This is a genomic window from Bremerella sp. P1, assembly GCF_028748185.1.
GTDB lineage: Bacteria > Planctomycetota > Planctomycetia > Pirellulales > Pirellulaceae > Bremerella.
In genome coordinates, this window is record NZ_CP118164.1 from 224902 (window position 1) to 249084 (window position 24183).

23 protein-coding genes are annotated in these 24183 nt (G+C 54.6%); 9 read left to right on the forward strand and 14 right to left on the reverse strand.

The genetic code is table 11. From position 1 onward, the window contains the following. The first annotated feature begins 2 nt into the window (after positions 1–2). The 8 genes from PSR63_RS00965 (at position 3) to PSR63_RS00995 (ending at position 8230) form a co-directional block, all read left to right on the forward strand. Positions 3–1259, forward strand: a complete 1257-nt coding sequence (locus PSR63_RS00965; protein ID WP_274329951.1) for an AAA family ATPase — start codon at positions 3–5, stop codon at positions 1257–1259. Further along, positions 1256–2653 (forward strand): CpaF family protein, encoded by a 1398-nt coding sequence (locus PSR63_RS00970; protein WP_274329953.1) that lies wholly within the window; start codon positions 1256–1258, stop codon positions 2651–2653. The genes PSR63_RS00965 and PSR63_RS00970 overlap by 4 nt, the downstream gene beginning before the upstream one ends. Continuing rightward, the gene (locus PSR63_RS00975; RefSeq protein WP_274329955.1) at positions 2653–3513 is read left to right on the forward strand and encodes a type II secretion system F family protein; all 861 of its coding nucleotides are present in this window, start codon (positions 2653–2655) and stop codon (positions 3511–3513) included. The genes PSR63_RS00970 and PSR63_RS00975 overlap by 1 nt, the downstream gene beginning before the upstream one ends. 1 nt (position 3514) lies before the next feature. Then, the gene (locus PSR63_RS00980; RefSeq protein ID WP_274329957.1) at positions 3515–4435 is read left to right on the forward strand and encodes a type II secretion system F family protein; all 921 of its coding nucleotides are present in this window, start codon (positions 3515–3517) and stop codon (positions 4433–4435) included. Then, a complete protein-coding gene (locus PSR63_RS28175; protein ID WP_443111076.1) occupies positions 4435–4839 on the forward strand; it encodes a DUF192 domain-containing protein in 405 nt (134 codons plus the stop codon). The genes PSR63_RS00980 and PSR63_RS28175 overlap by 1 nt, the downstream gene beginning before the upstream one ends. A 178-nt stretch (positions 4840–5017) precedes the next feature. Continuing rightward, a complete protein-coding gene (locus tag PSR63_RS00985; protein WP_274329959.1) occupies positions 5018–6877 on the forward strand; it encodes a type II and III secretion system protein family protein in 1860 nt (619 codons plus the stop codon). Between the two features lie 35 nt (positions 6878–6912). Continuing rightward, entirely contained in the window at positions 6913–7479 is a 567-nt protein-coding gene (locus tag PSR63_RS00990; RefSeq protein WP_274329960.1) for a hypothetical protein, read from the forward strand. Between the two features lie 10 nt (positions 7480–7489). Beyond that, the gene (locus PSR63_RS00995; RefSeq protein WP_274329962.1) at positions 7490–8230 is read left to right on the forward strand and encodes a tetratricopeptide repeat protein; all 741 of its coding nucleotides are present in this window, start codon (positions 7490–7492) and stop codon (positions 8228–8230) included. A 222-nt stretch (positions 8231–8452) separates the two neighbouring features. Here the strand turns inward: PSR63_RS00995 and PSR63_RS01000 are convergent, their stop codons facing one another. The 13 genes from PSR63_RS01000 to PSR63_RS01060 form a co-directional block, all read right to left on the reverse strand. Next, the gene (locus PSR63_RS01000; RefSeq protein ID WP_274329964.1) at positions 8453–8581 is read right to left on the reverse strand and encodes a hypothetical protein; all 129 of its coding nucleotides are present in this window, start codon (positions 8579–8581) and stop codon (positions 8453–8455) included. Positions 8582–8771: 190 nt separating this feature from the next. Beyond that, entirely contained in the window at positions 8772–8987 is a 216-nt protein-coding gene (locus PSR63_RS01005; protein WP_274329966.1) for a hypothetical protein, read from the reverse strand. Between the two features lie 95 nt (positions 8988–9082). Continuing rightward, a complete protein-coding gene (locus PSR63_RS01010) occupies positions 9083–9331 on the reverse strand; it encodes a hypothetical protein (protein WP_274329968.1) in 249 nt (82 codons plus the stop codon). Between the two features lie 8 nt (positions 9332–9339). Next, the gene (locus PSR63_RS01015) at positions 9340–10215 is read right to left on the reverse strand and encodes a hypothetical protein (protein WP_274329970.1); all 876 of its coding nucleotides are present in this window, start codon (positions 10213–10215) and stop codon (positions 9340–9342) included. Positions 10216–10314: 99 nt separating this feature from the next. Beyond that, the gene (locus tag PSR63_RS01020) at positions 10315–11811 is read right to left on the reverse strand and encodes an AAA family ATPase (RefSeq protein ID WP_274329972.1); all 1497 of its coding nucleotides are present in this window, start codon (positions 11809–11811) and stop codon (positions 10315–10317) included. 53 nt (positions 11812–11864) lie between these two features. After that, positions 11865–12518 carry an ATP-dependent endonuclease gene (locus PSR63_RS01025; RefSeq protein WP_274329974.1) on the reverse strand — a complete coding sequence of 218 codons (654 nt, stop codon included), beginning with the start codon at positions 12516–12518 and terminating at the stop codon, positions 11865–11867. A 6-nt stretch (positions 12519–12524) separates the two neighbouring features. Further along, positions 12525–12719 (reverse strand): DUF2997 domain-containing protein, encoded by a 195-nt coding sequence (locus PSR63_RS01030; protein WP_274329975.1) that lies wholly within the window; start codon positions 12717–12719, stop codon positions 12525–12527. Between the two features lie 4 nt (positions 12720–12723). Then, on the reverse strand, positions 12724–13086 hold the full coding sequence (locus PSR63_RS01035) for a DUF1257 domain-containing protein (protein ID WP_274329977.1): 363 nt from the start codon (positions 13084–13086) through the stop codon (positions 12724–12726). A gap of 115 nt (positions 13087–13201) precedes the next feature. After that, positions 13202–13363: a hypothetical protein gene (locus PSR63_RS01040; protein WP_274329979.1), complete on the reverse strand. Its 162-nt coding sequence runs from the start codon at positions 13361–13363 to the stop codon at positions 13202–13204. Positions 13364–13464: 101 nt separating this feature from the next. Further along, positions 13465–15441 (reverse strand): recombinase family protein, encoded by a 1977-nt coding sequence (locus PSR63_RS01045; RefSeq protein ID WP_274329980.1) that lies wholly within the window; start codon positions 15439–15441, stop codon positions 13465–13467. 938 nt (positions 15442–16379) lie between these two features. After that, on the reverse strand, positions 16380–17735 hold the full coding sequence (locus PSR63_RS01050) for a hypothetical protein (protein WP_274329981.1): 1356 nt from the start codon (positions 17733–17735) through the stop codon (positions 16380–16382). 601 nt (positions 17736–18336) lie between these two features. Beyond that, the gene (locus PSR63_RS01055; protein WP_274329982.1) at positions 18337–19470 is read right to left on the reverse strand and encodes a tyrosine-type recombinase/integrase; all 1134 of its coding nucleotides are present in this window, start codon (positions 19468–19470) and stop codon (positions 18337–18339) included. Next, positions 19463–20719, reverse strand: coding sequence for a tyrosine-type recombinase/integrase (locus PSR63_RS01060; RefSeq protein WP_274329984.1), 1257 nt, complete (start codon positions 20717–20719; stop codon positions 19463–19465). The genes PSR63_RS01055 and PSR63_RS01060 overlap by 8 nt, the downstream gene beginning before the upstream one ends. Positions 20720–21009: 290 nt before the next feature. Here PSR63_RS01060 and PSR63_RS01065 point away from each other — a divergent pair, with 290 nt between their 5' ends. Further along, positions 21010–22350 (forward strand): sulfatase family protein, encoded by a 1341-nt coding sequence (locus tag PSR63_RS01065; RefSeq protein ID WP_443111077.1) that lies wholly within the window; start codon positions 21010–21012, stop codon positions 22348–22350. 9 nt (positions 22351–22359) lie between these two features. Here the strand turns inward: PSR63_RS01065 and typA are convergent, their stop codons facing one another. Continuing rightward, positions 22360–24168 carry a translational GTPase TypA gene (gene typA, locus PSR63_RS01070; protein WP_274329986.1) on the reverse strand — a complete coding sequence of 603 codons (1809 nt, stop codon included), beginning with the start codon at positions 24166–24168 and terminating at the stop codon, positions 22360–22362. Positions 24169–24183 lie beyond the last annotated feature (15 nt).

Consider the following 24183-nt stretch of genomic DNA (forward strand, 5'->3'; position numbering starts at 1 on the left):
CTGTGTCCACGAAACCTCAAGTACTCACCGTTACCCGCGATCCGAAGCTGCGGAACGAATTACAGGAACTACTCTCCTCTTTCGAGGATCGTTCGTTCGTAGTGGTCTCGGCTCAGGACAATCGTCAGGCAGTGGAAGTGGCCCGAACTCGCCAGCCTGAAATTGCGCTGGTCGAGATGCGTGAGAGCAGTTTGCCGATTCAAACGTTCGCCCGTGAAATGGCGGCAATCTCTCCAAGCACGACGGTAGTGGGGGTCATTCGTGACGGGGCGTTCTCGGGCAATACGTCCGAAAGCCAGATTGTTATCGACTTGCTGCGGAGTGGGGTGAAGGACTTTTTGCATTATCCGTTCTCCCTTGGGGAATTGGACGAACTCGTCCGACGTGTCGAGAAGAGTGCTCAAAAGGCTCCGGCGAAGCTCGGCGCTGTGGTTGCATTCGTGAGCAACAAGGGGGGCGTGGGCAAATCGACGTTGGCGATCAATACGGCAGTTGGTTTGGCTCAGAAATATCCGGGGCGTGTGCTGCTGGTCGATGCGTCGTTGCAACTGGGGGTTGCAGCCTCAATGCTGGATCTACGTCCAGCCGCCACGTTGACCGAAGCCGCGAAAGAGCAGAGCCGGCTCGATACGACCCTCATCCAGGAAATGGCCGTGGCCCACTCATCGGGCTTGCATTTGCTGGCGGCCCCGCGTGATGCAGTTGAAGCGGCAAAGGTCGACGATGAAGTCATGACGCAAGTACTTTCGCTTGCGCGGCGATCCTACGACTACGTCGTGGTCGATACGTTTCCGGTCTTTGATGCGATCTCATTGGCGATTTTAGACCTGACTTCGAGAGCCTTTGTCGTTACCGAGAACGTTGTTCCTACACTCTTAGGAACCGCCAAGCTGATTGAGTTGCTCGATAAGTTTTCGTATCCATCAGATCAAACCGAAGTGATACTGAATCGTCAGCAACGAGTGGCTGGCAGCTTGAGTCCAAACGATATCGCTATACGGCTGGGAAGACCGATCGATTGGATCTTCCCCTACGATCGCAACGTGATTGGTGCGGCGAACACCGGCATCCCAATTGCCACTACGGCCCGCGGCTATTTTGGCTTTGGTCGTGAACTAAAGCGATTTATCAGCGAAGTAGCGAACACTCGGGGCGACTTGCGTGCCAATGGTGTTTCCTACCCTGTCAACGGCAACAAGAGTTCAACGAACCGAAACAGCCATGACTTTGCGGAAGCGATCGTGGAGGAAAATCGATGAGCGACGACTCACTCCGCGACCTGTTCGGCAATAACACGGCTTCAGTTCCACTTCAGAGGATGAAGCGGGAAGAGAAGAAGCGAAGCCAGACCCTTCCGCCATCGACGCCTTTGGGGAATGATGCCGGAAGCATCAACTATCTGAATGTAAAAGCCGACCTTCATCGAACGCTGCTTGATGATCTCGACCGCCGCAACCTGATTGGTGCCAGCGAAGCCGACCTGAATCGTTTCGTACGTGATTTCGTCGACCAGGCGCTCGAAGAGACCGTCGTACCCTTGAACGACCAAGAGCGAACTCGCCTTGTCGATGACCTGCTTGAGGAAACGCTTGGCGTTGGTCCGCTCGCAAGCCTGATGGCCGATCCGGCGGTTACCGATATTTTGGTCAACGGCCCTCATCAAGTTTATGTGGAACGATTCGGCCAATTGGAACTAACGAAAATCCAGTTCCGCGACGTCGATCATCTCATTCGTATTATCCAGCGGATCGCTTCTCGGGTAGGACGACGTATCGACGAAGGTTCTCCTATGGTCGATGCTCGCCTAGCGGATGGAAGCCGTGTGAACGCCACGCTCCCGCCTGCGACGATCGATGGGCCTACGCTTTCGATTCGTCGTTTTGGTAAGCGTCGTCTGCGTGCGGATGACTTGATGCAACTCGGTATGTTTTCGGAAACGATGCACCAGTTTCTGCAGTACATGGTGATTGGACGACGAAACATCCTTGTCTCTGGCGGTACCGGCTCCGGGAAGTCGACCTTGCTCGGGGCGGTTGCCGAATCGATACCTGGTCGCGAGCGAATCGTCACGATCGAAGATGCGGCAGAGTTGATGCTTGATCAAGTGCACGTCGTCCGAATGGAGACGCGGCCGCCCAATGTGGAAGGGCGAGGTGTGATTACGTCGCGCGACTTGATGGTGAACTCGCTGCGTATGCGTCCAGACCGGATCATCATGGGGGAAGTTCGTAGCGGCGAGGCGCTAGACATGCTGCAAGCCATGAACACAGGGCACGATGGCAGCCTGACGACCATTCACGCCAATAGCCCACGAGACGCATTGAGCCGCCTGGAGACGATGGTCTTGATGGCCGGGCTCGACCTTCCTTCTCGGGCGATTCGCGAACAGATCGTTTCTGCTATCCAGGTTATCGTTCATGTGCGTCGCTATGAGGATGGTGTCCGTCGCGTAGAGTCGATCGCCGAGATCGCCGGGCTGGAAGGGAATACTCCTCAACTCCAAGAGATTTACCGCTTTCGTCATCAAGGCCGCGAAGGCAAACGCATCCAGGGCCAACATCAAAGCACCGGCATTGTCCCACGCGTGGTCGATCAACTGCGTGCCCTGGGAACGGACCTGCCCATGTCGCTCTTTCAGAAGGGAGAAGCGTAGTGGGTACGGTTATCTTTCTGGGAACGATCGGAATCCTGGGACTGGTTGCCTATCGAATGCACCAGGTGCAACTTCGTGCACTGGCCCTCGATCGTTTTCAGACGATTGAATACGTCGAACCGATCGCTGAGCAGCCGACTGAGACAAAACCGCAGCGGCAAGTCATTCGTCGATATTTGTTGATTCCGTGGATTTGTGGAGCAATCGCATCGGTCATCGTGTTCTGGCTGGTCGGCCTTAGTGCGGTGATCTCGCTGACGATGGGCTTAATCGTAGCATTGCTATTGGTGATCGTCGAAGTCTGGAACGCCCAACGGCAGGCTGCCAAGCTGGAAGAGCAATTAGCCGAAGCGATCGATCTGATGATTGGTACGCTGGGCGCCGGAGCAGGCCTCAGTACATCGATGTCAGTTGTGATCGAAGAACTTCGCGATCCGCTTCGTGGCCAATTCAAGGAACTACTGGGAAGGATCAACTTCGGGGATGATGCGCGACTCGTGTTCGCACAACTCGCTGCTCGTATTCCTTTAGATACCTATCTATTGTTCGCCTCCGCTCTATCGGTTCACTGGGAAGTCGGGGGGAACCTGACACCCACACTTTCGGCCGTCGGGCAAACGATTCGAGACCGTCTCGAGATTGCCCGGCGTATTCGATCCAACGCTACACAGTCCGATATTTCGACCGTTGCGATCCTCGGTTTGACTTACTTCATTGCCTTGGTGATGTGGAGAAACAGTCCAGATCAGATGGAAGCTTTCGTTACCTCACCGACGGGCGAGTTTTTCGTTGCCGGATCAATGTTACTGCAAGCGGTCGGTATCGTCTGGATGCACTGGATGAGCCGTCCCAAGTTTTGATATGAACGCGTTTTGGATTCTCATTGCTGTTACCTTCTGGGGCGTTTCCCTAATTGGAATCGCCTTGTTGTGGCGTTCGCTGCGCGCGTGGCAATTGACGCAGTTGCGTTGGGAGGCAAGCGAAGAGGTCACCACAACAAGCGAAACAGATCTTCGCGACATGCATTGGCTGCGAAGATGGCTTTACCGTGCTGGCTATCGAAGCGATGACGCTTGGACATGGTGGCTGGTCGCGACGATCATGTTTGTGGCGATCGGTGCCGTAGTTGCAATACTATTGGTGCTTAGCGGCGTGCAAACTTTGATGGTTCGCACAATTACGCTCGTCCCAGGCGGAACAGGCGAAGTCTTTCTCCCTCTGGCTTATTTGGCTCCGTGGTTCTTGGCAATTACGCTTGGCCTGACTCCTTGGCTGATTGTCCGGCAGCGACGACGCGATCGCGTCCAGAAGATTGAACAAGACTTACCGCTGGCGATGGAATTGCTTGCAACGCTCAGCCAGGCAGGCCTGGGATTTGATGCAGCACTTTCGCGGGTGATGGAAACTCGCTTGGCGATCCGCCCATTGGGCAAGGAATTGCGAAGCTATCAGGCGGACGTGATGTCCGGCCGAGCACGCTCGGAATGTCTGCGGCGTCTGGCATGGAGAGCGGACGTACCGGGACTGTCCATACTCACATCAGCGCTAGTGCAAGCGGACCAGGTGGGGATGGGGATCTCGGATGTTCTCAGAAGGCAAGCCGATGACCTGCGTTCTCGTCGCCGTGAAAGGGCAAACATGTTTGCGATGGGCTTGGCTACGAAGCGCATGTTTCCTCTGGTGATTTGCTTCTTACCAGGGCTATTCGTCTGGACGCTCGGACCTGTATTTATCCAGTTGATCCAAATGGCGGATACGTTCACTCAAGTGCGGAATTTCTAATGCCCCAGGTTGTCCAATTACTCGACGCACAATCGGACGCTGTTTTGCTTGATCGGCTCCATTTGGCCACGAGTTTCTGGAGACGCTTTCGCGGACTACAACTCTCGCCGCCACTTCCAGTTGACGAAGGACTTCTGCTTGTCCCTTGCCGATCGGTACATACGCAGTTTATGCGATTTGCAATCGACATCTACTTCTTTTCGGCGTCTGGAGAGGTGCTGTCACGCAAGCTCAATGCCCGGCCTTGGGTGAGCGTGGCCGCTGATCGCAGCGCAAGCTTCGCGATTGAAACTTCCACTCGTGAATTCCCATTGCTGGAAGTTGGGCAAAATATTCTGCTTACCGGCGATGAGCCCCATAGCATCGCGGGGCACCGACAGCTTGCTAGCGTCACAAGATCTTAGGCCTCTGCCGGAATCCCGATTGAAACGAGTAATTGGCCTGAATCGAATATGGCGATCAAGTCGATATCAAGGAGTGTTACTGTTTGGTAGCACGCAAAGGTACTTAGTATTCATTCAGACCGTGCCGGCGCTTTCGCGTTCGTTGGGCATGGTATTTCCTCGAACCAGGTATGGCTCGATGTTGCGTGCGTTCTTGTTTCCAACAACTTTAGCTTGGTTGATCGTCCTCTCTGGAACGGTTACCTCGGCTACTGCTCAGACTTCGAGGCAGCCGCTGGTTCATGACTTTCGCTCTACCAGCGAGACACCCGCGCTACGACTGGCTCAGGCTCCTGATCGCCCGATCGAAGTCGGCCAACCTCCGATTCTGCTGAATCAACCGTCCGTCACCCCGCAAGTTGATCGCCTGGAACGCCTCGAGAATCTTCCACCTGGGCTGCGGGTTCCTCAGCCATCGGAAGCCGTTCAGAAGACTTACAACGAGTTCGTCCAGGGAACTATCGATCCAGAGAATACCCTCACCATCATTGAGGGCCGTCCCCGGATTCTGGTCTTCAAAGAAACTCCCATCCGGATCTACCTGCCGGATGATCGCATTGCAACCTACCAGGTGATCTCTGATCGAGAGATCTCATTGGTCGGTGTTCGACGAGGCACAACCGTCCTCAACATTTGGGTCGCTGATCCAACGCAACCCAGCGGTCAACGGATACTTAGCTATTTGATTCGTGTTCTGCCAGATGTGGAAACAGCCCAGCAGTTGTCCGCCACCTACACCAATCTTAGCAACGAGATCAACCAGGCGTTCCCAGACAGTTATGTCGAACTTCAGTTTGTGGGTAACCAACTGATCGTTCGAGGACAGGCAAAAGATTCCATTGAGGCCGTGCAGATCTTGCAAGTGGTTGCTGCCAACGCACCTGGCACATCGTCGCAACCCCAACTTCAGGATGGCGAAATTGTCCTTCGAAATCAGACAGTCGCGACGGTGACAGACAATGTCATTCAGCAGCAGATCGATAAGATTTCACAGCAACTACGCGATGCAAATATCGTCAACCTCTTACAAATCCCGGGCGACCAGCAGGTGATGCTCAAAGTGACCGTCGCCGAAGTGAATCGTAGTGCTGCACGCAGCATCGGCATGGATTTCTCAGTCGCCAACAATGCAGGCACGGTCTTCCAGCAAACGACCGCCGGAATTCTCTCTGGCGGGTTAACTTCTTCCTCGAACGCTGGAAATATCATGGCTTCGCTGGATGGTGGCCAAGTTGACATTGCGATCCGAGCACTTCGTCAATTGGATCTTGCCAAATCTCTAGCCGAGCCAACGCTCACCACGCTTAATGGGCAAACCGCAAGCTTCAGTGCTGGTGGTCAATTCCCGGTTCCTTCAGCGATCATCACCAACGGCGGATCTGCCCAAGGGGTGCAGTTCATCCCCTTTGGAGTGCAGCTTAACTTTACACCCAACATTGTCGATCGCGACCGAATTCGGCTTGTGGTCAATGCCACGGTTAGCAGCCGAGATGAAAACCTTGGAACGAGTGTCGGTGGCAGCAGTTCCGCAGGCGGTACCAGCGTTTCAGGCCTTCAATCAAATGACTTCAGCACGACGGTCGAGTTGCGTGAAGGACAAACACTTGCGGTCGCCGGTTTGATTCAACATAACTTCGGCAGTAACGCTCAGCGAATTCCTTTCTGGGGCGATTTGCCAATTATTGGAAACACTGGCGGCCTGAACCAGACCTCAGCAGACGAACAAGAACTGGTTGTCTTGATTACACCCCAACTTGTTCACCCAATCGATGCCTGCACCGGTCCGGCACTTCCTGGCGATGACATGCACGAACCCAATGACATTGAGTTCTTCCTGTTGAACCGACTCGAAGGTCGACACACTAAAGGCTATCGCAGTCCAGTCCGAACCGATCATCACCGTCAACATGTCGGCAATCACTGTGATGAATGCCAGTTTCTAATCGGTCCCACTGGGCGTGCATTCAACTGCTGTGACCAACCGATCCTGTACAAGTAACGTCACGCTGAAACGGAAGCCCGAGAAATTCCGCCATGACCCAACATCAAAACAAAGTCTGGTACTTGCTGGTGCTGGCAATCTGCTTTTGGCAGACCGGCTGCTGTTCCAAATGCGGCAGCCCCTTTTGCTGGGATCGTTGTGCTGACATTCCGCCTGGAGCCATCCCTCAACCCTTAGGAACGTATGCGTGCGGTTGGCAACAGGTACATACCAATGCGGCTGACATCGACAAGCTCACCATTTACCGTGCTGAATGGGTTGGAGCATCGGCCGAACTTGGTCCTTTTGGTAAACGTCACCTGGCTGACCTGCCTGATCTGGCGTTGCGTCTCGGGTCGCCGATCGTGATTGAAGTTTCAGAAAATCAGGAACTCGATCAGCTTCGCATGACCTACATTCAGGATGTCCTTGCCAAAACCAATTTCCCTGAGCCTCAGCAGTGGGTCGTGCTTGGCTACGCCAAAGCAGAGCCGATGTACGGCATTGAAGCCCCCAGCGCATCAAGCTCTTACTTGGGTGGATCCCAGATCAGAACCGGTGCTGCCCAAGGATTCTCAGGAAATGCTGGGGTCGGCAATTCCATTCAGTTTGGCTATTAAGGGGCAAAGCATGATCGGACGCTGGCAAACTTTGTTCGTCCTATTCGCGACCATCCTACCCATGGTTGGTTGCAAGACATGGAATCCAACAGCGACTTCAGGCTCACAGGAAGCACCACTTGCAGTTTCAGTTGCTAAAAATGAGGTCAGCCCCAAAGTGAAGGCCTGCCTGGTAACAGCACAGACCCTCCACCAGGAAGGGCACTACCGAGAATCGGCGTTGCTTCTTGAACGGGCACGTGCTGAGGCACCCAATGCCCACGACTACTCGCGACAACTTGCCGTGCTATACGATGAACTCGGCATTTCGGATAAGGCGGAACACGAGTTTATCTTAGCGCTTGCCAAAACCCCAAACGATGCTGACCTGCATAACGACTTCGGGTTCTTCTACTTGCAACGAAGCGACCACGTCCGAGCCGAACAACAGTTCCGCAAGGCACTACAAATCGCTCCTGAACACCAACGAGCGAAATCCAATCTAGCTCGGTCACTCTTCAAGCAGAACCGTCTGGAAGAAGCCTACGCCACCTATGAGCAAGCTGTTGGGGCAGCAAATGCCCACCACAACATGGGTGTCCTCTTTTCTCAGGCTGGCCGAGACCACGAGGCCCGCATGGCCTTCCAAGAGGCAATTGCGGCAGATCCGAAACTCGACATGTCGCGAGAGTTCCTGGCCAGCCTCGATAATCTACCGGAGATCGCGAATCGGCAACGAACGAGATCGAGCGGGGGCAATCAACTGAGATAATTTGCCAACATCTCAGCTTTCTTTGTGATTTGTCGTAAATAAATTGCGACTCGGTACAAGCTTGCCCGAGGGACATGACTCGGCAATTAACGCTCCCCCAGGGCAGCACTGCTTCAGGCACAGTTCCGCAGTCATAACGACATACTGCGTCCAATAGATAAAAGAAAAATACGTAGGGCCGCCCAGAGGGCGGCCCTACTGACTTGCCAGTTACGCTAAGGCTTATCGTCGCGATGAACGACCGCGGCGGCGACCGGCGTGAAATCCCTTCCGGCTTCCCAATTGCTTGCCCGTCTTGTAACAAGCCCAGGCAACGACGGCCCAGAATGCCGCCTGCACGATGGTCTCCATAGATCCTCCCAATTCTCGAAGTAACAAACACTACCTGTCCGAGCGTCGAAAATTCACACAACGAGGATGATATCGGTGCTGACGCCGCCCTCGCTGCTGACCACCTCGGATCAAACGCAGATCGACTTGATCCACTGCATTCCGAGGATGCGTTGTTCGTGACAGGGGTGCTCTTTCCGAAGTATGGGAGTCAGGCTGCTTTCGGTTCATAAGACTCGCTCCCCGAAGGCTCCCATGCTCTCAAAAACTCGACTTCGTCCCAGTCGATGACGTTCGGACCGAAACAGACTTCGTCGTCCAATTCTTCTGAAGGTGCGTCTACTAGCGAAAATCCCAGTTGGCGGATTGTAGAAACGCTTTCACCAGTTGCCTGGGCAACGGCTCGATAAAAATCTGAAGCTTGCATCGATTCATTTCTCCTTTTGTCAAGAAACAGAAAAAAGCCCTTACCGGATCGCAATCCAGCAAGGGCTTGGGAAGGTGTGTGATAAACAGGTTGCGTTAGTCGTCGCTTAAAGAGAGCCAATGTTCTTCCAGCCAACGGACCTCTGCAGTCAGCGCTGCACTACGACTACCGAAAGGTCCGAGTTGTGGCCCACCGACAGGTGCGAGATCCGTATACCACAGGCCAGCCTCGTTCGGCTCGACATGGGAACCTCGCGAGATCGACAGTTTGCCGAGCTTATGGAGGTCGAGTGATTCGTCATAGAGACAGCGAATGGTTCCAGTGGATGAGATGACAAGTTGCATAGGGCACCTCATTTCGGAGAGCGGATAATCCGCCGACGTGGCCGATCGACCAACAATTCGTCCAGCGTGGCCTGAACGCTCGACAGTTCGCGACTGACCGTCTGTCGCACTTGAGCGTCGTCTCGTAGCGTCTGAGGTTGCACGCCCTGGACAATGTCCTGGCACTGCGATACGAGCGAGTCGAGTTGGTCGTTCGATCGAACATTCAAGGAACGAAATCGTTCAAAGAATGCATTCAAATTGCCAATGGCCGAGTCCCGAAAGACTTTGGCGCGACCATCCTGCTGGCCCGAGAGTCGTTCCGTCAGATGTGTTACCAAGCCAGAAAGCTCTTCCACGAAGGCCGACTCAGCCAGCTGAACTGCCTCGTCAAAACGAGCCTGCACACGACGACACTCGTCCTGGTAAAGCTGAGGATCGAGTTGCCGCAGATAGGACGGCGCTTCCACATTGGGAAAATCCCAGGTAACGTCAAAGAGCCCGATCAACGACATGGGGTAGTCCGCCTCGTTGTACAGACGCCCAAGTCGCTGCCTTGCCGCCTCTTTCAGCGAGAGATAGTCTTCGTCGAGTACTTCGACTGCCTTGATCAGGTCCTGACGATGCTCGCTCATCCAGTCTTGAAAGGTGTCGACCCTGTCCTGCCGAATCAATCGCACCGCTGGTTCGGGATAAGGCAGGCTGATGGACGTCCAAAACGAGCGGATGCGATTCCGTTCCGACGTCACGGCCTTGAAACGGGGGTTCTTTGTGTCGAGCAGTTTCTTGCCTGCACTCAAGAATTCGCCCTGAGCGTCGAAGGAGAGGGCTGCCTGTGCCCGTTGAGCTCGGGTTAACGTCTTCTGCGTTCCTAGCCAGGTAAAGTTGACGCGGGTCGCACACATCGTGGATCGCAGCCTCCCTGAGGGGCTACTACGATCGGTCGGCTGTTCTAAAGTTGTTGCCGTCATAAATACCTCACATGAAGATGGGTTAGTTTTGGGCTAATTGGATTCAGGATTCTGGGTTAGTCGTCGCCGCGGCTTGCGCGTCGCCTGAGTCGTTGTGGTGAACACGCCCCCCGACTCAGCAGACAGACAGCGACCGCTCGCCCAGCTTCGGAGCCGCTCCACCGACTCGGCGGATGTGACGGCTACCGGCACCACATTCTGCGCCGCCTGCACCAGGGGAATATTCAAGAGAGCGGCCAACCGACAGCAAGCACGGATCTCCGCCCCTGTCCACGTACCGTCGTCGGGCAGATCCTGGGGCGGCTCTAACCCAAAACGTTCCAGGTACATCTGCCAGATCGCTTCCTTCTGCGACTTCCCAGGTAAGTCGAGAAAGAAAATCGCATCAAATCGCTCCGCTCGGGTGAGCTCCGGCGGCAGCTTGGAGACGTCGTTGCTCGTAGCAATCACGAACACATCCGATTCGTGATCGGCCAGCCAGGTGAGTAGCGTCCCGAGCATCCTTGAGCCGACACCGCTATCGGTCTGGCCGGAATTGGTGGTGCCGCCGAGGGCCTTTTCCAGTTCGTCGATGAAGAGCACCGCAGGTTGCATCGCATCGATGATTTTCAATGCTCTGCGAGTTCGCTCTTCGGTTTGGCCGACGATACCACCCATAAGTGCGCCGACGTCGAGCGTCAGAGTCGGCCTGCCAATTTCGCGGCCAAGCGCCTTGGCGAAGGCCGACTTGCCCGTACCAGGCACGCCCAGCAGTAAAACGCCCTTCGCTTGGACGGAGCGAGATTCATCCGATCGCAGTGCCTGACAGCAAAACTGCTTAAGCGATTGCAATCCTCCCAGTTCCGCAAACGACTCGCCGCCGCGATGGAGCGATAGCAGACCACTCTTGATGAGCATCTGCGACTTGAGCTGCCAGATGGCCGAGGGCTCCAGTCGCCCATGACGCACTAGGGACAACGCAAACGCGTTCTCCGCCTCATAGCGACTCAAGCCACAGGCCGCATCGAGAATCCGTTCTCGTTCAACACCTGTGGGGAACTCATCCCCTTCGGTAGCAATGTCCGTCGCAATTTCGGTGAGTTGTTCCCGAGAGGGAAGTTCATGCTCTACCACAGTGAACACACGCTCCAGTTCCACTGGTAGCTGAACCACCGGTGCCAAAATCACGAGAAAACGTTGATGAGCTTTCCCCTGGGATACCTGATGAAAGATCGCCTGCACCACTTCCGCCGAACCGAGGAAGCGGTGGAGATTGGACAGGACCAGGAGCGAAGGCTGTCCGTTGCTGGGAACCGATTCGAGATACCGCACAGCCCCTAAGGGATCGGTGACCGACACCGCTGGCGATTCCACCGGATCCGTCGGGGCACCTCTGAGACCGACGTCGATATCCCAGGTATTCATCCGCCAGTCTTCGTCCCGGCAAAGCTGAGCCAGTTCGGCAATGGCATCATCCTGTTCGCAACTGCGAACCCAGATGCCGCTAAAGCCAGCTCGCACTAGTTCCTGTATTTCTTCTGCTAAGCGCATACCGATTCCTTGTAAATGAAGTCTTGAAATGAAAAAGCTCGCGAGAGCGAGCTTTAGACAGAGTGGGCGAGTTGCCCGATTGTGGTCAGCCAACTGGCGATCTCACTTTCGGGATCTCGCTCCCGAAGGTGGTCAATGGTCATATGGGCCGCGACCTGCGTGTTGAGCCAGCGTTTGGCGCGGCTGGACAGGCGATTCTGCGAACGTCGCGATAAGAGCTCCCAAGGCCTGTCGTGGAGACCGTTCTCATAGAGCTGCTTGGCGACGAGGATGGCCACCGAATCAAAGTCGCCAAACGCAATCTCGATTGGTGCGACTTCACAGATCGCCGCGGGATGAAGATAATTTTCCAGGCTACGCTTGAGTGTAAGCACCGCACGACATTGTGGACGCTGGTTGATGACCTCGGCTAATTCCTGACGCTGTTCCGTTTCGGGCGGCACTTCATGGTCGAGCAAGAAGAACTCCGGCTTGCCCAGCGAAGCGAACCGATAGGTCCAGCTGGGCAAGTTGCTGCCCCCAAAGGGTACGAACACCAAGTGCCCTTGTTGTTCCATTTCCGCCAGGTTGGGTAGGTCACGATCGTGAGCATTGAGCGTTAACGAAATCCGGCGGAGGAACTCAATGTCGTTGGTGCCTTCGACAATTACTAAAACACGTGCCAGGTCGACTGTTCCGCGGGATGGGTTTTTGGGTATGGGATCCATAGGCAGTTATTCCTTCTGTTCGATTTGATTTTGCTGCGTGATTTCCGAGGCGTGGAACTCCGCCGTGAGCGTCTCAGACGTTTGTTGTCCCAAGGCGGTTTCCAGAAAGCGGCTTGCCTCGCGACACTCTGAGCCCTGAAAGCCCCGCGTTTCTAGGCGTGACTCGCCAGTGGGGCTGACGAGAATCTCAATAGTTTTCAAGAGCTTACCCTCCAACTTGAATGACGAGTTTGATGCTTCCGTCCGGAAGCGACTGTTCGACGGCGGTGTGGCCTTGCTTGCGTGCTTCGATCGTCGCCCGTTCGACGGCATACCGCTGCAGAAACTGATCGAGTTCGTTCTGGCTGCCCCAATGGCCGTTGTAGTTGTCGTAATCGAGCCGACCGGTCGTCACGTCGGCGACGACCGGGTAACGCCAATCTCGAAGCTGGATCGCCCAGCCCCGCTTGCGATCGTTGAACAAGCGAACCTCACCGTACGTGGGTTCGGGAAGTTGAAGTCGCCGTGTTGCCTGGCGGATCGCCGTAACATCACGTACTTCGGTTTTGATGCTGACGATATGTGACATAAGACCTCCTGTATTGGATAAAGTAGATTGCGATCACCTCACCGCTGGAGATGGTGGTGACCATGGAAGGGATAAGACCTCCCTCATCTATTTATGCCCCGGTTTGGGCAGAAATTTAGTTTTCGGGAGTCTCGACGTTATTCGATGAAGAGTCGACGTCTTGTTGATCGCGTCGATTTGCTTGCACGACGAGGTAGGCGAGGTTAGCCGCCAGTTGTGCTCGCTGCGAATCGGTCTCTGAAACTTGAGCATGATTCGAATCGGAAATGGGTGGCATTTGTCCTCCTTTCATTTACTTGACTTTCAAAAATCGCTAGGCGCACGAAAAACGCCTCGTCACGAGGACGAGGCGTTGATTTACAATCGATCACGGTCAGATTAGCGAGGGCGCCGCTTCTTGCCGTTGTTATAGGGGATGTTCGGCGGCTCAAGCCCATGCATCTCGTACCACCGACGGTAACTATACCAAACGTTTCCTGAATTGACGTTGTGCCCTTCGCGCTGCAGCTGCTTAGCCGTCTCGCGATGGCTCATTCCCTCGATATCGATCAATTTATGGACGCGTTCGGCAATCAGATCCAGGCGCGGCGGTTTGCGCAGCCAGACCGTCACCAGTTCCGCAGTAGGGGCATTGGCCCCTGGGAGCGGTTCGGAGAACGCCTGCAACAGTTGAGGACGAAAGATTCCGCGGACATTCGTGCGTTTTCGGTTCGCGCGCTGCTCGACCTGGACCCAGATCTGTCCGCCTGTCAAAGCACGGAATATGGCGAGCGTCTTGTAAACGGCATCGTCACCGAGGTCGCCCTTCGCCGCGGCGCTCAACAGATCGGACATCTCGGCCAGCCGCTCGCGGATCTGTTCGACCGTCATCGTGCTAGTCGTCCCGTCGACCGCCCGCTGTAAGCGATTGACCTCGCTCAGGGAAGTGTTGCGCTGCAACTGGGCGGCCCGCAGACGCGCCTTGATCTCCTTGCGATCGTCCTCCGTACCTTCGCCCGAAATCTCGAACAGATCGTTAACCCGGTTGTTGAGCAAAGCCAACTGCTTACGAGCTTGGACCAGTTGTTGTTCCAAGCCCTGGTCCGCTAGAGCATCCAACTGCTGGCTTTGCAGCACAATCGACTCGATCAGCTCCGCATCGCGCAGGATCAACTGACTGATCCTAATACAGATCGCCTCGACCGCCTCTTGGCGGCGAACGGCCGACTTGCACGGACACTGGTCGCCATTCTTACACTGCATCGATTTGCCTTGTGCGCCAGTCTGGTAGAACCGAACGGGTCTTTCAGTGGTGCTACAGCGTTCACAGAAGAAGTATTCTGTGGTCAAAGCCCATAGTTTCAGCAATTGGGTCCGTCGAGGGCCACGGGGACCTGTCTTGCGGGCAGCAAACATTGTCTGCAATGCCTCGAACGTAGTGTCATCGAGAATCCTCAGTTCTTCGCACTGGACGACTGTGACTTCATCATCAGGCTGTTCAACTTGTTTAACATTGTCCAACTTGGTCGAGAACTGATTGCGGCGACGACCGAATTCCCACCTTCCGGTGAGACGCGTATTGGTGAACAATCGCCGATAACACTCGTATCGCAGCTTGCCCGTGGACGCCCGGGGATCGACGGGACCATTGAACGCGTTCCAACGTCTCACGCCCTCCCGAACGGACATTCCATCCAGCAAGAGCTGAGCATGCTCTTGAATCAGTTTCGCAGCGTCTGAATCGATCTCAGGCATGGTGCGAGGGAGACCGCGATTGGTGGGTGGGGCGTTTGGGATCTCCTTGCGGCGGTAGCCTATTCCGATAGCCCCCGTCGTCCAACCGTTGAGAAACAAGCCGGTGAGCCCCGAGCGAACATGATCGGCGATCGTATCGAGCAGCATATCGTCCATGAGGCCATGAACCTGGAGTTGAAGTTTCCAAGTCTTGCGATCATTCGTATCGATCCCCTGTGAGACACTGACCGCGCGGAGACCTTCTTCCACGACCTCTTCATTAATGAATTGGAATCCTTTACCGGCCTGGCGAAACAATCGGCTTGCTTTGTAGACCAAGAGGACCTTGGCATGTCGTCTGCGAAGGATTGCTTTCGCACGATCGAGACCGGCTCGCTGGGTCCGTTTTCCCTTGACGCCTTCATCCACCGAGATGAATTCCGGTGGAACGTAGATGCGATTCTTAGCCGCCCACTGAATACATTCGCGGACCTGGTCATCGGTCGAATGCTGGAGTTTGGTGCTAAATCGGGAATAGATAGTCCCAATTTCATAGCCGCGAGCAATCGCCCACTCAAGTCGCTTTTCTAGGGACGCTTCCTGATCGAATCCGGTAAGGACAGAGTTACAAAAAGCGGACATCTCGGACCACCATTTGACAACTTCGGAGGTGAGTTTGTCGTTTGCGGCACCCACACTAGAGATTTCCTGATTCATTGTCGTGCCTCTATTGAAACTGATGATTTAGAATAACTCGGGCTAGTTGCTCAAGTGTTTGTGATAGCCCGTTGAATGACTCTTATTTGCTAGAGATTACTTCGTGCGTAGTTCGGGCCTGTAGAACTCAGCAGAATGCGTATCGAAAGGAGATACGCCAAAAGAAAACGCTCCGCAGATACGGAGCGAAGAAGCATGGTTTTCACTGAGGTGTGAGCCTAAGAGCTAGGATTTGCCTCATAGTTTATGACACGTTTTCGCTGAAAATTTAGATTACCGTAGCTCGACGCGGATTTTGAACCGCCCTTTTTCCACAATTGCGTGAGTGTTAGGCAGTATCACATGCAGCTTGGAAACGCGGCAGTGATTCTTAGGCTTCAGCGAGCGACGTGAGTTCGGAACTATCCGATTTTCCGGCCAACATTCCTGCCCTAGACCAAATTGGTGGCGCATCAGCAGCTCAGCTAAAAAGCGGTTCAGCTATTCACAAGTTTTATGACACGAAAACGGCGAGAATTTAGGTCGTGGTGACCATTGCGTTTGGCGACTTCGGACGATAGCCTCGCGTTGTCAACTGATCTAGTTGCTAAGCGATCCCCCTACATATTATGACGCGAAAACACCTGAAATTTAGGTAAACCATGGTGCATGGGCTCTCACTTGCCCGTTCATCGACGTCTCAATCATTTTTGGCTGACTGAAGAGCATTGAGCAACCAATAAACTGACTTCAATTCGATCGCCAATTCGCTAAGAGCAACGGTCGCGATAGCCTTCGATAAGAGATAACAAACCTCTCATGAATACTTGACGCGAAATCACCTTCAATTTAGCTAGGCAGGAACTCGCTCGGGCTTTCGGAAGTTAAATCAATGGATTCTTCCGCGCATCAACGAATTGCAGGCGCCCGAAACCATCGTCCCGCAGTAACGTCACTTCGTCTGGCGGTAGTTCAAGTCGATACCCCTGACCTCGGATAGTCTCGACTCGCTTTTCGAGTTCTGGGCATTTCAGCAAAAGCGTTGAGAGTCGGCTTCTTCTTGAACGAGAGAGACTGCCTCCTAGATCCCCTTTGTCGACGACTCGACTTGACGATTGCCCAAGGTTCCATAAAAAGTCCCAGGCTGCGTGGTGATTATCCCATTCGCCTCCCGCAATCAATTGACCTTCCCAAAAGACTTGCCGAGGTGCTCTATCCACCAGGACAAGGCGTGCTTGATCAGCGGCCCACACGATCAGGTCGTCGGGGTCTTCCGGGATTTCGTAGAACTTGGCCACTTCTTGTAGAGATGCCGCGATCTGACGCAGGATAGCCGGATCGCAGAGCGAGAGTCTTTCTGTGCCTAAGGTTTGATAAGCTCCTTCGGGAAGTCTTTCAACGACTGGGACATCGCTACGCCTTCGTACACACATCCGTATTTGAGGGCTGGCAGTGTGCCATGCGTCTCGCGAGAAGCCCAGCCATTCTAAGTCGGGGTTATGGGCATAGGCCGCGTAGACCTGGACCAGAGTAGTACAGGCATTGCGTCTGCGACAATTCTCGCCATGGCAAGCCTGATCTAACGCCTCGACAGCTTGATCTAACTGAATTCTCGTATCGAAGATCCGGGAGGAGATTCTGTGCCCTTCATCGTCGCTGCTTGGAACGTAATGATTAATTCGCTCGCCCAAACGCACTACCAAGTTCTTCCAGAACTTAACTCTGGCGAGTAAGTAACGAGAAATATAATCACCCAAAGGAATTCTTCGTTCCTCCGCCCGGAAATCCGCCGTAAGGGCACGGTTAGGATCTCTGAGCAACAGCTGATCCTCAGGGTGAAAAAAGTCAAAGGCGTAGGCGAGTTGAATCCAAGGTCGAGACGCGATCCCGTTTAGGGCCAATCGATCCTCTTCCGATATTTGACACTCTGACGGATTCGACATGGACTGGTCTATGAATTCCAGGCCTTTTGCAAGCGACTGAGCATATTGCACGATCGCCTGATCGGCATCCTCTAACTGTCGGTGCTCTGGTGTAATAACCTCCTCAGTGCAAAAGTGATCCAGCGACCAACGCGTCATCAATTGAAAACTACGGTTGCGGCAAAGCTCCTCCACGACAGGACACACTTCGTCTCGTAACCACGCCTCGGCGTCATCCGAAACCGCCTCGTTAAGCGTCGCATGGAGCAGCACGGATCGTCTCTCGAATCCTTGGAGTGCCAATCTAAGTCGATTCATGATCGGGTCTTATGAAGAGTCTTCCGGGGGCAATTCATTTGTCGCCTCAAGCGACAATTGTGCGACAGTAGCTCGATATGTTGGAGCGGACACCTCGAAAATACGAGCACTACCGCATCCACGATGTCAGACGAACTGCTAACAAGCCACGAAGCCGCCAAGAGACTGGGACTGTCTGTAGCCAGTCTCTACGAATGGCTTGCGCGTTCGGACAGCGGAGAATTTATCCTACGTGGAACCCCTGTTACCATCAATTACTATCAGGGGGGATCACGCGGCCAGGGTCGAATTCAGATCGAAGCTTCCGAAATCGAACGTATTAAAGAGGCTATGCGAGTCCGGCCCAAAGCGATCCCGAAACGTCGACAGACCATTCAACCGATGCATTTTCCCGGCATCACGGTTCCCTTGGGAAAACCTGATAACGCTTGAGCGTTCGATTTTGTGGCTATCGAGCCATGTATTCCCCGAGATGCAGATTGTTGGGACTGCTAAGTGAGCGTTTGGTTTCGAGCCATCCAGTCGTAACTCTCAGATTAACGCCTTCTGCTCATTTTGCTGGAGTTGCTTGGATAATACTAATACTTTTGCCCGCGATCGATTAATCCACTCCGATCGCCGCCCAGAAGGGATCCTGAAAATGTTGGCCCCACTCCTTTCCGTAGTGGTCGAAGGCAACTTTGGGCGTGTCTCCCATCAATTCTGCAAGGATCTCGATCGAACAGCCCACACCGTCCGTCCAATAGCCAGCCAGCATTCGGTGTGCGAATGTGTGCCTGCACGTATAACACGAGTAGTTTTTCCGATTCGACTCCTCAATCCACCCGAGCTTCTGTCGGAGATTCCGAAATCGAGAGACACCAGTGACCTTCTTCCACGGATTACCTTGCGGGTTCCGAAAAATCACACAGCCCGGTCCTGAAGGGTCCCTCGAAAGGATGCTCCGAGTTAATTCGGCAACCTCTTTTCGGATCGGTATCACGCGTGTCTTCTTTGTTTTAGAAGCATAAACCCGCCACATCATGCCGCGGTCGCTCTCGATGACATCGTTGCCTGTCATCTGAGCCAGTTCCGAGAATGGCCGCAGGCCAGTATGAATTGCAGCGAACAGAAACTCGCGAAAAGGTTCGTCAGTAGCGTCGTAAAGTGCCAGTTCATCCTCGGCATTAAAGGAATGCAGCCGAGGACACTGAGCAGGCTTGGTGAGGCCGCGAAGGGGATTGGGAACAGCATAAGAATTTTGAGCGTGATTGAACGCTGCCATGACTGCTTCGATGGCGAATCGACGGGTTGCCGAAGACTTCCACGTAGAATGCGTTTCCACCCAATGCAGAACATGGGTCTTGCGTAGGTTACAAAGTGGCATGGCACCGCAATACCCGCAGAGGTCCTGCAAGAAACGTCGCACTTCCTTCTCATACTCGAAGCTAATCTCTCCGGCTCTCGATCGCTTCTCACAGTTCTCAATGTAGATGGAGCACACTTTTGCTACGATCCAGTCGCTTTCCTCAGCCGGTTTCACTTCGGGACGCCAGTCTCCAGCGGCCTTAACACGTGCCAAGGCCAGTTCCGCTTGATCAATGCTAGCCTGGCCGCGAACCGGATTGCCCCTCTCATCCAAGAGCCGGACCCGTCGCTTCGTTCCCGGTGGCGTAAAGTACCACGTGTCGGTCTGACGCCAATACCAGGCACGTCCGCGAGAACGACGCTTGCGCCCTGTGTTTGCCTTAGCCATGACGCTTGTTCCTGCTGGCGGATGCCTTAGTTCGTTTCGTTTTTGTCTTTGTGGCGGACGACGCGGTACTCTTCTTTCGCTTCGTAGGAGGAGACTTTGCCTGTGTACTGGCCGGTAGCGTCGATTCTCCGATGGCCTTCCAAAGAGGATCCTGATAATGCTTTCCCCACTCCTTGCCGTAATGATCGTAAGCCACCTTGGGCGTGTCTCCCATCAACTCCGCTAAGGTTTCAATCGTGCATCCGGCACCGTTATTCCAAAAGCCGGATAACATCCGATGGGCAAAAGTATGGCGCGACGTATAACACGAATACTTCTTCCTGAGCGGATCGTCATTCCAGCCGAGCTTTTCCCTCAAGTCGATAAAACGAACGACTCCGGTCGTTCGTTTCCAAGGCTTTCCCAGTGTATTCCGAAAGATTGGTAAGCCTGACTCGCGCGGAACTGACTTCATGAGTTGGCGAGTCAGCTCAGCCACTTCGGGGCGTACAGGAATCTTGCGAGTCTTTTTGGTTTTGCTCGCATAGACGCGCCACATCATTCCTCGTGGCGTCTCTTCGACATCTTCCGCTTTAAGCTGTGCAAGCTCGCTAAAGGGACGGAGCCCTGTGTGAATTGCGGCAAAGAGGAAATTGCCAAAGCAAGGTTCCGTGGCCTTGTAAATTGCCTTCTCATCTTCCGGAGAGAATGATGTAAGCCGAGGTTCTGCCTTGGGAAGCTTGATTCCCTTGATCGGGTTACCGATACCGTGCATCTCCTCAACGCGATTGAAGGCTGCCATGACGACAGCAATGATGCAGCGACGCGTTGCGGGACTCTTCCATGACTCGTGCTGATCAACCCATTCCAGAATATGGCCCCGTTTGAGTTGACTAACAGCCAATGCACCGCAGTAGCTGCAAAGATCGTTGAGCCACTGAGTCGCATTCCGATGATATCCCTCGCTGACGGAACCATCGTTCTGGCTTCGTTCCGTGTACACCAAGTAATCCGAACAAACGCGGGCGACCAACCAGGGCTGTCCCAGGGCAGGGCCTTCATTCGATTCACCATCCCAGGCCAGCTTCTCCCGAGCCAACGAAATCTCGGCGGCCTCCTTGCTATCCTTTCCCCGAATCCTCTTGCCTTGTTCATCAAATAGGGCGATACGCTTCTTCGTCCCGGGAAGCGTGTAATACCAGCAATCCGTTTGCTTCCAGTGCCAGGCCGATCCGTGAGACTGACGTCGCTGCTTCGTTTTTCTGGCCATAAATCATATCCCTCTACACGACGGTGTAACCGCACAATCGTTGACCCTGTCCTCGCCGCCGACGATACTAGTTCTGCCTATCACCCATCCCACCGAACACGAAATCTCATGGAGCCGCTAAGACTATGCATGGCTTGATCAAACCGACCAGGGAAAACCTCAGCCCGAATTTACTACATAAATTTACTACACTTATCTTTATCCTGACTTTTTCATTAGCTGCATTATACCCATTAAATCAAGCAAAATCAGCCGAAAAAGACCGTGTACCCAACATCGTCCTCATCTTCATGGACGATATGGGCTATGCCGACATCGGTCCGTTTGGGGCGGTGGCTTACAAGACGCCGAATCTCGACAAGATGGCGGCCGAGGGGCGGACGTTTACCGACTTCTACGTGACCCAGGCCGTTTGCTCCGCGTCGCGGGCAGGGCTGATGACCGGGTGCTACAACGTTCGCGTGGGCATCCAGGGGGCGCTAGGACCGAACTCGAAGATTGGGATCAACCCGGAAGAGATGACTCTGGCCGAGCTTTGCAAGCAGAAGGGTTACGCGACCGGTTGTTTTGGCAAGTGGCACCTGGGCGACAAGAAGCCCTTCCTGCCGCTGCAAAATGGTTTCGACGAATACTTCGGACTGCCGTACTCGAACGACATGTGGCCTTACCATCCTGGCGTGCGGCACCTCTCGGAAGAAGAACGTCTGAAGCGTTGGCCGCATCTTCCGCTGTATGATGGCAACGAAGTCGTCAACGCGAAGGTGGACGGCAAAGCCCAGGAACAACTGACCACGCAGTATACCGAGCACGCCGTCGCGTTCATCGACAAAAACAAGGACAAACCGTTCTTCCTATACGTGCCGCATAGCATGGTGCACGTGCCGCTGTATGTCTCGGACAAGTTCAAAGGCAAGTCCGGAGCCGGCCTCTTCGGCGACGTCGTGATGGAAGTCGACTGGTCGGTGGGTCAGATTCTGGAAGCTCTCAAACGTAACAAGATCGACGACAACACGCTGGTGATCTTCACCTCCGATAATGGCCCTTGGCTCTCGTATGGCGACCACGCCGGCAGTGCTGGCCCGCTGCGAGAAGGGAAGGGCACCATGTGGGAAGGTGGTTGCCGCGAACCGACTATCATGCGTTGGCCTGGCAAAATCCCAGAAGGCACCTACTGCAGCACGCCTGCGATGACGATCGACATCTTCCCCACGGTCGCCAAACTGATTGGAGCCGATCTGCCAGAGAAGCCGATCGACGGCAAGAACATCTGGCCGCTGATCGCCGGAACCGAAGGAGCCAAGTCGCCGCACGAAGCATACTACTTCTATTATGGCAGCGGTCTGAAAGCAGTCCGTAGCGGTAAGTGGAAGCTTGTCTTCCCGCACCAGTACCGCACCATGGCCGGCAAGCCAGGCGGCACCGGTGGTATCCCGGCCGCTTACTCCCAAGCGACGACGCCCCTGGCCCTGTTTGACCTGGAATCGGACGTCGGCGAACAGAACAACGTCGTGGATCAACATCCCGACGTTGTGAAACGACTCGAAAAGCTGGCCGACGGCATTCGCGAAAAGCTGGGGGACTCGCACCAAAAGGTCAAAGGGAAAGAGAACCGTCCCCCAGGTCGCGTTTAAGCCAAGACCTTACTTCCGGCTCTGGCGACGACGATCTGTTTCTTTCAACAGCATCTTTCGCAGCCGGATGTGGTTCGGTGTAACTTCCACCAACTCGTCGTCCTCGATGTACTCGAGGGCGACTTCCAGGCTCATGTCTCTCGGCGGACGAAGCACGATGTTTTCGTCCGAGCCTGAGGCACGCATGTTGGTCAGTTTCTTTTCTTTGGTGGGGTTCACGGTCAAGTCGTCGCTACGCGAGTTCTCACCGACGATCATCCCTTCGTACACTTCGTCGCCGTGGCGTACGAACATGTCCGAGCGTTCCTGCAAGGCAAACAAAGCAAAGCCGACTGCCTTGCCGGAAACCATCGAGATCATCGCTCCGTTGGCACGGCGCGGCACTTCGCCAGAAACCGGCTGGTACGATTCGAAGCGGTGATTGACGATCGCCTCACCCTGCGTCGAGTTGAGCAGCTTGGTTCTCAGGCCGATCAATCCACGGGAAGGAATCGAGAAAACCACCTGGCTATAATCGCCGCGTGGCTGCATCTCGATCAATTCGCCGCGACGCTCGCCGACTAGTTCCATGACCGGTCCCATCTTTTCCGAAGGAACTTCAATCACGAGCTTTTCGTACGGCTCTTCCTTCACGCCGTTGTTGTAACGCATGATCACTTGCGGCTTGCCAACCGCCAGTTCATAGCCTTCGCGACGCATCGTTTCGATGAGCACGGCCAGGTGCAGCACGCCACGTCCGCTGACCAGGAAACTATCGCCTGACTCGCCTGGGCGAACTCGCAGGGCGACGTTGCGTTCCAGTTCCTTCTCCAAGCGATCGCGCAGGTTACGCGAGGTGACGTACTTGCCATCCTTGCCCAACAGGGGCGAGGTATTGATGGTGAACATCATCTCCAGCGTTGGTGCGTCGACGGCCACACGCGGAAGTGGCGTCGGGTTTTCGACAGCACAAATCGTGTCGCCGATGTCGATGTCTTCCAGACCAGTCACGGCAATGATATCACCGGCACCTGCTTCTTCGACTTCGACGCGGCCCAGGTTCTGAAACTCGTGCAAGGCGACGATTCTTCCGCGCTGGAATTTGTCGTCGGGCTTCGAGATCATCACCGACTGGCCCTTCTTGATCTTGCCGGACTTGATACGACCGATCGCAATTCGACCAGTGTACTCCGACCAGTCAAGCGTCGTGACACGCATCTGCAGCGGATCGTCAGGATTCACGTCGGGACCGGGAATGTGTTTCAGCACGAGGTCCAACAGCGGACGCATGTCCCCTTCACGAACGTCCGGGTCAGGCGAAGCGAAACCGGCTTTCGCACTGGCGAACAGATAGGGGAACTCGGCGATCTCGTCGTCGGCCCCGAGAGAAAGGAACAAGTCCAGCACTTCATCGACCACTTCATGCGGCCGGGCATCTGGCTTATCGATCTTGTTGATCAGCACGATCGGCTTCAGACCGACTTCCAGAGCCTTGGAAAGCACGAACCGAGTTTGCGGCATCGGGCCTTCGGCCGCATCGACCAGCACGACAGCGCCGTCGGCCATGCTCAACACGCGTTCGACTTCGCCACCGAAGTCCGCGTGCCCAGGCGTATCAACGATATTGATCTTCACCCCTTCGTAGGGCAGGGCGATATTCTTCGCCAAGATCGTGATACCGCGTTCTTTTTCCAAGTCGTTCGAGTCGAGAATTCGCTCGCTCGAAAGCTGGCTCGCCCGAAACTGGCCGCTCTGGTGCAGCAGGCAGTCCACCAAGGTCGTTTTACCGTGGTCAACGTGGGCAATAATGACAATGTTTCGTAGGTCGTCGCGTCGCATACTGATTCGTACTTA